Below are 8,180 nucleotides of genomic sequence, written 5' to 3'. Positions count from 1 at the left end.
CGCAGCCGCGACGGCGGACGCGTCGTCGCGAGGCTGTGCGAGCGACACACGCGTCGTGCGAGCCGTTCATCCCACCGCCACGTCAGATGCGCGCTCTATCCTCGCCGCGTGGGATCCGCCCGCGTCCAGCTCGTCGCGCTCGAGCCTTCCGACGAGGTGCTCGAGGCGTCGCCGGGAACCCCGATGCCGTTTCCGGCCTGCGACCTGCCGCCTGCGCGCCGGCCGGGGTGGCCGACGCTGGCCGCGCTTGCCGTGACGTGCGGGGTCGTGGCGGTTGCGCTCGGCGTGTGGGCGCTCGTCGCAGAGACGCGCTCGAGCTCGGAGCCGGCGCCGCGTGCCGCCGACGAGCGGTCGCTCGCGGTGCTGACCGACGGGAGCGCCGAGCGGCTCCCTCTGCGCGGTTCGCTCGGGCGGATCACGCTGGTCGTGGGTGCCGACGACGAGGCGATCCTCACGCTCGACGGGTTGGGGGCGCCGCCGGACGGCTCTGCGTACGCCGTCTGGCTGGTTCGGCCGGGCTCCGCCGTCCCCGTTCCCGCGGGCACGTTCGACGCCGCCGAGCGCGTCGTCCCGCTCACGCGCCGCGTGCCGCCGGGAGCCCGCGTCGGCGTCACGCTCGAGCGCGCACCGCCGCCGGAGCGGCCCTCGCGGCCGCTGCGGCTCGTCGCCGTGCGCTCCGGCAGCTGATTCAGTCCGTGGCGAGGCTGGCGCGGTCCTTGCCCAGCTCCTTCGCACGGTAGAGCGCCGAGTCGGCGCGCTCGAAGAGCCCCGCGGCCGTTTCGCCGTGGTGCAGCTCCGCGATCCCGGCCGAGATCCTCACCCGGCCGCCGCCGGGCGTCGTCATCGTCGCCACCGCGTCCTGCATCCGCTGGAAGAGCTGCGTGGCGTCCTCGGTGGTGGACTCGGGCATGATCACCGCGAACTCGTCGCCGCCGATGCGGCAGCCGACGTCGACCGAGCGGATCTCGTTGCGGAGCCGCTCCGCGACCTGCGCGAGCACCGCGTCGCCCGCGAGGTGGCCGATGCGGTCGTTCACCGTCTTGAAGTCGTCGAGGTCGAGGATCAAGAGCGCGAGGCGGCGGTCGTAACGCTGGGCCCGAAGCGCCTCGCGGCGCAGCGTCTCGTGGAAGTAGCGCTGGTTGAAGAACCCCGTGAGCGCGTCGGTCTCGGCCATCTGGCGTGCCTCGCGGTAGCGTCGGGCGTTCTCGATCGCCGGGATGCAGGTCACGGCGATCTGCTCCACGGCGCCGACGCGCTGAGGCGTCGGCTCGTACCCCGGGGTGCGCCAGAAGAGGGCCAGGCTGCCGAGCGTCGAGCCTTCGCGGCTGACGAGGGGGATGAACAGCCCTCCGCGGATCAGCTGCGTGTCGGCCGCGTCGGCCGCGCCGTAGCGGTAGCTGACGGTGATCGGCCCCGGCGGCAACGCGCCGCCGGCTCCGGAGGAGGGCGGGTGCGCCGCTTCCTCCGGCGTCATTCCGCGCGTCGCCATCGCCGGCTGGCCACCCGACTCCTCCAGCGTGACCATCGCCGCGTCGAACCCGGGCACCTCGAGCGCCGCATCCAGAACGCGGTCGAGCAGCTCGTCGAACTCGATCGAGCTGCCGAGGTCGCTCAGAAACCGGTTTCGCTTGCTCTCGCGCTCGGCCCGCTCGAGCGCGTCCGAAAGATCGCGGCCGAGGGTGTCCATCCGCGTGCGCATCTCGTCGACCGCCTGAACGAGGCGGTCGTCACGCGTCGGCGGCGAGCGCCGACGGCCGAGCAGGACCGCGCCGGCGACGCCGAGGCTCAAGAGAGCCGCCGCAGCGATGACCAGGCTGATCGTCGTTCCGCTAGAGATTCTCGGTCCCCCAACCTTCCCCGCACCGCAATCTAATCGGCGACGGGCGGTTCGGCTACCCGTCCGGGGCTTCGGGCACGGTGTGCGCGTTTCGGCTACCATTGCCGCTCCCGGGCGGCGGGACGTTGTCCCTGCCGGCCCTTTCTCTGTGACAGAGCTTCGACCGAAACGACAGGAGTAGCGTGCCCACCGTCAACCAGCTCGTGCGCAAGGGTCGCAAGGCCCCGAAGACGAAGGTGAAGACCCCCGCGCTTCGCGGCGCGCCGCAGAAGCGGGGCGTGTGCACGCGCGTCTACACGACGACGCCCAAGAAGCCGAACTCGGCGCTGCGCAAGGTCGCGCGCGTGAAGCTGACGAACCAGATGGAGGTCGGTGCGTACATCCCGGGCGAGGGGCACAACCTCCAGGAGCACTCCGTCGTCCTCATCCGCGGCGGCCGCGTCAAGGACCTGCCGGGCTTCCGCTACAAGGTGATTCGCGGCGGCCTCGACACCTCGGGTGTCTCCGACCGTCGCCAGGGCCGCTCGAAGTACGGCGCGAAGAAGGGCGGGAGCTAGGACCGTGCCGCGCCGCGCCGAGATCCAGCCGCGCACGGTCGAGCCGGACCCCGTCTACGGGTCGGTGCTCGTGACGCAGCTCGTCAACCGCCTGATGGTCGACGGCAAGAAGTCGATCGCCGAGCGGGTCGTCTACGACGCGCTCTCGCAGGTCGCCGACAGGACCGGCAAGCCTGCGCTCGAGGCGCTCGAGTCGGCCGTGAAGTCCGTGACGCCGGTCCTCGAGGTCCGCTCGCGCCGCGTCGGCGGCGCCAACTACCAGGTGCCGGTCGAGGTGCCGCCGCGCCGTGGTCGGACGCTCGCGATCCGCTACCTCGTCACCTACGCGCGCGAGCGCCGCGAGAAGGGGATGGAGGCGAAGCTGGCCGGGGAGCTCTCCGATGCGATCGACCAGCAGGGCGGCGCGTTCAAGCGCAAGGACGACATGTACCGGATGGCGCAGGCGAACAAGGCCTTCGCGCACTACCGCTGGTGAGCCGATGAGCACGACGACTGCCACACAGGTCGCGCTCGACCGCGTCCGGAACATCGGGATCATGGCCCACATCGACGCGGGCAAGACGACGACGACCGAGCGGATCCTCTACTACACCGGCCGCACCCACAAGCTGGGCGAGGTCCACGAGGGCGCCGCGACGATGGACTGGATGGCGCAGGAGCAGGAGCGCGGCATCACCATCACATCGGCGGCGACGACGGCGTCGTGGCGCGACCATCGGATCAACATTATCGATACTCCCGGGCACGTGGACTTCACGGTCGAGGTCGAGCGCTCGCTGCGCGTGCTCGACGGGGCCGTTGCCGTGTTCGACTCGGTCGCAGGTGTCCAGCCGCAGTCGGAGACGGTCTGGCGGCAGGCCGACCGCTACGGCGTCCCGCGCATCGCCTTCATCAACAAGATGGACCGCACGGGCGCCGACTTCGACGCGGCCGTGCAGTCGATGCGCGAGCGCCTCGGCGCGAACCCGGTCCCGATCCAGATCCCGATCGGGCAGGAGGACGTGCACCGCGGCGTCGTCGACCTGGTCGAGATGAAGGCGATCGTCTACGAGGACGACCTCGGCCAGACGTTCACCGTCGGGGAGATCCCCGCCGAGCTCGCCGACGCTGCGAACGAGGCGCACCACGCGCTCATCGACGCGATCGCCGAGCACGACGACGAGCTGATGGAGACCTACCTCGAGGACGAGTCCTCGGTCACGCCCGAGATGATCAGGCGCGCGCTCCGGGCGGGGACGCTCGCCGACGCGCTGACGCCCGTGCTGCTCGGCTCCGCCTTCAAGAACAAGGGCGTGCAGCCGCTGCTCGACGCCGTGGTGGACTACCTGCCGAGCCCGCTCGACGTCCCGGCCGTCCAGGGCACCGACCCCAAGACCGACGACGAGATCACCCGGTCCGCCTCCGAGGACGCGCCGTTCTCGGCGCTCGTCTTCAAGGTGATGTCCGATCCGTACGTCGGCAAGCTGACGTACTTCCGCGTCTACTCCGGCCAGGTGAAGGCGGGCGACCGCGTGCTCAACACGACGAGCGGCCGCACGGAGCGGATCGGCCGCATCCTCCAGATGCACGCGAACCACCGCGAGGAGCGCGACGAGATCGGCGCGGGCGAGATCGCTGCCGCCGTCGGTCTCAAGCAGTCGACGACCGGCGACACCCTCGCCGTCGAGAGCGCGCCGATCGTGCTCGAGTCGATGACCTTCCCCGATCCGGTGATCTCGGTCGCGATCGAGCCGAAGACGAAGGGCGACCAGGACAAGCTCGGCCAAGGCCTCCAGCGGCTCGCCGAGGAGGATCCGACCTTCCGCGTCTCGACCGACGAGGAGACGGGGCAGACGCTCATCGCGGGGATGGGCGAGCTCCACCTGGAGATCATCGTCGACCGCCTCATGCGCGAGTTCAAGGTCGACGCCAACGTCGGCCGGCCACAGGTCGCCTACCGCGAGACCGCGTCGCGTCCGGTCGAGAAGGTCCAGGGCCGCTTCGTGCGGCAGACCGGCGGCTCGGGCCAGTACGGCGACGTGATCATCAACCTCATCCCGCAGCAGCCCGGCGAGGGCTACGAGTTCGAGGACAAGATCGTCGGCGGGAAGATCCCGAAGGAGTACATCAAGCCGGTCGACGAGGGCATCCAGGAGGCCCTCGGCGCCGGCGTGCTCGCCGGCTACCCGGTCGTCGACGTCAAGGTGGAGCTCATCGAGGGCTCCTACCACGAGGTCGACTCGAGCGAGCGGGCGTTCAAGATCGCCGGCTCGATCGCCTTCAAGGAGGCGATGAAGCGCGCGAAGCCGAAGCTGCTCGAGCCGATGATGGCGGTCGAGGTCGTCACGCCCGAGGACTACCTCGGCGACGTGATGGGGAACCTCAACTCGCGCCGCGGCCGCGTCGAGCACCTGGAGCCGCTCGGCAACTCGCAGTCGATCAAGGCGAGCGTGCCGCTGTCCGAGATGTTCGGGTACGCCACCGACCTGCGGTCGATGACCCAGGGTCGGGCGACCTTCACCATGCAGTTCGACCGCTACGAGGACGTTCCCCAGTCCATCGCGGCGGACATCGTCGACGCCCAGAGGGGCGAGTAGTCCCGGAAGGAGACCCAAAGCGCAATGGCCAAGCAGAAGTTCGAGCGCACGAAGCCGCACGTCAACGTCGGCACCATCGGTCACATCGACCACGGCAAGACGACGCTGACCGCTGCGATCACGAAGGTGCTCGCGGAGCAGGGTGGCGGCACGGCCGTCGCCTTCGACGAGATCGACAAGGCTCCCGAGGAGCGCCAGCGCGGCATCACGATCAACACCGCGCACGTCGAGTACGAGACCGCGAACCGGCACTACGCGCACGTCGACTGCCCGGGGCACGCCGACTACATCAAGAACATGATCACGGGCGCCGCCCAGATGGACGGCGCGATCCTCGTGGTCTCCGCCGCCGACGGCCCGATGCCGCAGACGCGCGAGCACATCCTGCTCGCCCGCCAGGTCGAGGTGCCGGCCATGGTCGTCGCGCTCAACAAGGCCGACATGGTCGACGACCCCGAGCTGCTCGAGCTCGTCGAAATGGAGGTGCGCGAGCTCCTCTCCAAGTACGAGTTCCCCGGCGACGACATCCCGATCGTCCAGGTCTCGGCGCTCAAGGCGCTCGAGGGCGACCCGGAGTGGACCGGGAAGATCCTCGAGCTGATGGAGGCGGTCGACTCCTACATCCCGGAGCCGACGCGGGACGTCGACAAGCCGTTCCTGATGCCGATCGAGGACGTGTTCACGATCACCGGTCGCGGCACCGTCGTGACGGGCCGGATCGAGCAGGGGAAGATCGAGGTCGGCAACGAGGTCGAGATCGTGGGCATCCACGAGAAGGTCGAGAAGACCACGGTCACCGGCCTCGAGATGTTCCAGAAGATCCTCGACTTCGCGCAGGCCGGCGACAACGCGGGCGCGCTGCTCCGTGGCATCAAGCGCGAGGAGGTCGAGCGCGGCCAGGTGCTCGCGAAGCCGGGCTCCATCACGCCGCACACGCACTACAAGGCCGAGGTGTACGTCCTCTCCAAGGACGAGGGCGGACGCCACACGCCGTTCTTCAACGGCTACCGGCCGCAGTTCTACTTCCGGACGACCGACGTGACCGGCTCGATCAAGCTCCCCGAGGGCCAGGAGATGGTCATGCCGGGCGACAACACGAACATGGAGATCGAGCTGATCCAGCCGATCGCCATGGATCAGGGCCTCCGCTTCGCGATCCGCGAAGGTGGTCGCACCGTCGGCGCCGGCGTCGTCACGGAGATCGTCAAGTAGGGAGGGCCTCGGCCCTCCCTCACTTCACGGGAACACGCGAGCATGGCACAGCAGAAGATCAGGATCCGGCTCAAGGGCTACGACCACCAGCAGGTCGACCGCTCCGCCTCCCAGATCGTGGAGACGGCGCAGCGCACCGGCGCGACGATCACCGGCCCCGTGCCCCTGCCCACCGAGAAGAACGTGTACTGCGTGATCCGCGGGCCCTTCATCGACAAGGACTCGCGCGAGCACTTCGAGGTGCGGACGCACAAGCGGCTGATCGACATCCACAGCCCGACGCCGCGGACGGTCGACTCGCTGATGCGGCTCGACCTGCCTGCCGGCGTCGACATCGAGATCAAGCTCTGATGAAAGGCATCGTGGGCAGAAAGCTCGGCATGACCCAGATCTTCGACGAGGAGACGGGGAACGTCGACGCCGTGACGGTGATCGAGGCGGGCCCGTGCCCGGTCGTCACCGTGCGCACGCAGTCGGCCGACGGCTACGAGGCCGTGCAACTCGCCTTCGGGCCGGTCGTCGATCGCAAGCTCTCGAAGGGCGAGCTCGGCCATCTCCGCAAGGCGGGCGTCGGCGGCCATCGCCACCTCGTCGAGTTCCGCGGCCCGAGCGAGCTCGCGGTCGGCGAGAGCGTCACGGTCGAGGCGTTCGAGCCCGGCGACCGCATCAAGGTCTCGGGAACGTCGATCGGGAAAGGCTTCCAGGGCACGATCAAGCGGCACAATTTCGCCCGCGGCCCGATGAGCCACGGCTCGCACAACATCCGCAAGCCCGGCTCGGTCGGCGCGTCCGCGACCCCGTCGCGCGTGTTCAAGGGCAAGAAGATGGCCGGCCACATGGGTGCGCATCGCGTCACGCAGACCGGCCTCGTCGTGCACGGCGTCGACGCGGAGCGGAACCTGCTCCTCGTCCGCGGCGCCGTCCCGGGCCCGAAGAGCGGGCTCGTCGAGATCCGCGCGGTGAACGGCTGATGGCGGTCAAGGCGGACGTGCTCGGCGGCACGGCGAAGGACGTCGCGCTCGACGCGGCGGTCTTCGAGGCCGAAGTCAAGCCGCATCTCGTCCACGAGACGGTGCGGGCCGAGCTCAACGCGGCGCGGCGCGGGACGCGCGGCGCCAAGAGCCGCGGGCTCGTCTCCGGCGGCCGCGCGAAGCCGTGGCGCCAGAAGGGCACGGGCCGCGCGCGCCAGGGGACGATCCGTGCACCCCAGTTCACGGGCGGCGGCATGGCGTTCCCGCCCGGCATGCGCAGCTTCGACGTCAAGGTCAACCGCAAGGCCCGCAGGGCCGCGCTTCGCGCAGCCCTGAGTGACCACGCTCGCCGTCAGACGCTCGCGCTACTTCACTCCGAGTCGTTCACCACGCCGTCGACCAGGCAAGCAGCGCAGCTGCTCGCCGAGTGGGGAAAGGACGCACCGGTGCTCGTCGTTGCGCAGGAGGACGAGGAGGCGGTCGTCAAGTCGTTCCGCAACCTCGAGCGCGTGCTCGTCACGGTTCCCTCGGAGCTCGAGGTCGCGGCCGTCGTCTGGGCGCGCGCCGTCCTCGTCACCGAGGCCGCGCTGCCGTTGGTGGAAGCGAAGGCAGGAAAGGAGGCGTCGGCGTGAGCGGTCTGACGAACGAGCAGGTCGTGCTGGCCCCGGTCGTCTCCGAGAAGAGCTATGCGGGCATCGCCGAGCGCCGGTACACGTTCAAGGTTCACCCGGAGGCGCACAAGACGCAGATTCGCCAGGCGGTCGAGCAGCTCTTCGACGTCCACGTCGAGCGGATCAACCTCGTCAAGGTGCAGGCAAAGCCGAAGCGCCGCGGGCTCTTCAAAGGGACCCGGCCCGGCTGGAAGAAGGCGATCGTCCAGGTCCGGGAGGGCGAGACGATCGAGATCTTCGAAGGAGCCCAGGTCTGATGCCCGTCAAGAAGTACAAGCCCACGAGCCCCGGCCGGCGCCAGATGGCGACGTCGGCGTTCGAGGAGATCACGCGGTCGGCGCCCGAGAAGTCGCTGC

10 protein-coding genes and 1 pseudogene are annotated in these 8,180 nt (G+C 69.8%); 10 read left to right on the top strand and 1 reads right to left on the bottom strand.

Annotated elements, in window-relative coordinates; translation table 11 throughout:
- Window positions 1-108: 108 nt before the first annotated feature.
- On the top strand, window positions 109-687 hold the full coding sequence (locus tag VNM44_RS08765) for an anti-sigma factor (protein ID WP_325625151.1): 579 nt from the start codon (window positions 109-111) through the stop codon (window positions 685-687).
- A 1-nt stretch (window position 688) separates the two neighbouring features.
- Here the strand turns inward: VNM44_RS08765 and VNM44_RS08760 are convergent, their stop codons facing one another.
- A complete protein-coding gene (locus VNM44_RS08760; RefSeq protein WP_325625149.1) occupies window positions 689-1,789 on the bottom strand; it encodes a sensor domain-containing diguanylate cyclase in 1,101 nt (366 codons plus the stop codon).
- A gap of 230 nt (window positions 1,790-2,019) precedes the next feature.
- On the opposite strand from VNM44_RS08760, the gene rpsL reads away from it, so the two are divergent.
- The 9 genes and pseudogenes from rpsL to rplB all read left to right on the top strand — a co-directional run.
- On the top strand, window positions 2,020-2,394 hold the full coding sequence (gene rpsL / locus VNM44_RS08755) for a 30S ribosomal protein S12 (RefSeq protein WP_325625145.1): 375 nt from the start codon (window positions 2,020-2,022) through the stop codon (window positions 2,392-2,394).
- A gap of 4 nt (window positions 2,395-2,398) precedes the next feature.
- Entirely contained in the window at window positions 2,399-2,869 is a 471-nt protein-coding gene (rpsG, locus tag VNM44_RS08750) for a 30S ribosomal protein S7 (protein WP_325625142.1), read from the top strand.
- Between the two features lie 4 nt (window positions 2,870-2,873).
- Window positions 2,874-4,970 carry an elongation factor G gene (gene fusA, locus VNM44_RS08745; RefSeq protein ID WP_325625140.1) on the top strand — a complete coding sequence of 699 codons (2,097 nt, stop codon included), beginning with the start codon at window positions 2,874-2,876 and terminating at the stop codon, window positions 4,968-4,970.
- A gap of 24 nt (window positions 4,971-4,994) precedes the next feature.
- On the top strand, window positions 4,995-6,182 hold the full coding sequence (gene tuf, locus VNM44_RS08740) for an elongation factor Tu (RefSeq protein ID WP_325625138.1): 1,188 nt from the start codon (window positions 4,995-4,997) through the stop codon (window positions 6,180-6,182).
- A 42-nt stretch (window positions 6,183-6,224) separates the two neighbouring features.
- Entirely contained in the window at window positions 6,225-6,533 is a 309-nt protein-coding gene (gene rpsJ / locus VNM44_RS08735) for a 30S ribosomal protein S10 (RefSeq protein WP_325113511.1), read from the top strand.
- Window positions 6,533-7,153 (top strand): 50S ribosomal protein L3, encoded by a 621-nt coding sequence (gene rplC, locus VNM44_RS08730; protein ID WP_325625132.1) that lies wholly within the window; start codon window positions 6,533-6,535, stop codon window positions 7,151-7,153. Before rpsJ ends, rplC begins: the two co-directional genes overlap by 1 nt.
- Window positions 7,153-7,785 carry a 50S ribosomal protein L4 gene (gene rplD, locus VNM44_RS08725; protein ID WP_325625130.1) on the top strand — a complete coding sequence of 211 codons (633 nt, stop codon included), beginning with the start codon at window positions 7,153-7,155 and terminating at the stop codon, window positions 7,783-7,785. Before rplC ends, rplD begins: the two co-directional genes overlap by 1 nt.
- Complete coding sequence (gene rplW, locus VNM44_RS08720) at window positions 7,782-8,081, top strand: 50S ribosomal protein L23 (RefSeq protein ID WP_325625128.1); 300 nt, start codon at window positions 7,782-7,784, stop codon at window positions 8,079-8,081. The genes rplD and rplW overlap by 4 nt, the downstream gene beginning before the upstream one ends.
- Window positions 8,081-8,180 (top strand): annotated as a pseudogene (rplB, locus tag VNM44_RS17115) (50S ribosomal protein L2); the annotation flags it as partial. The gene rplW and the pseudogene rplB, both read left to right, overlap by 1 nt.

It is taken from the genome of Gaiella sp. (genome assembly GCF_035558935.1).
GTDB lineage: Bacteria > Actinomycetota > Thermoleophilia > Gaiellales > Gaiellaceae > Gaiella.
This window is presented reverse-complemented; position numbering and strand designations above follow the sequence as displayed.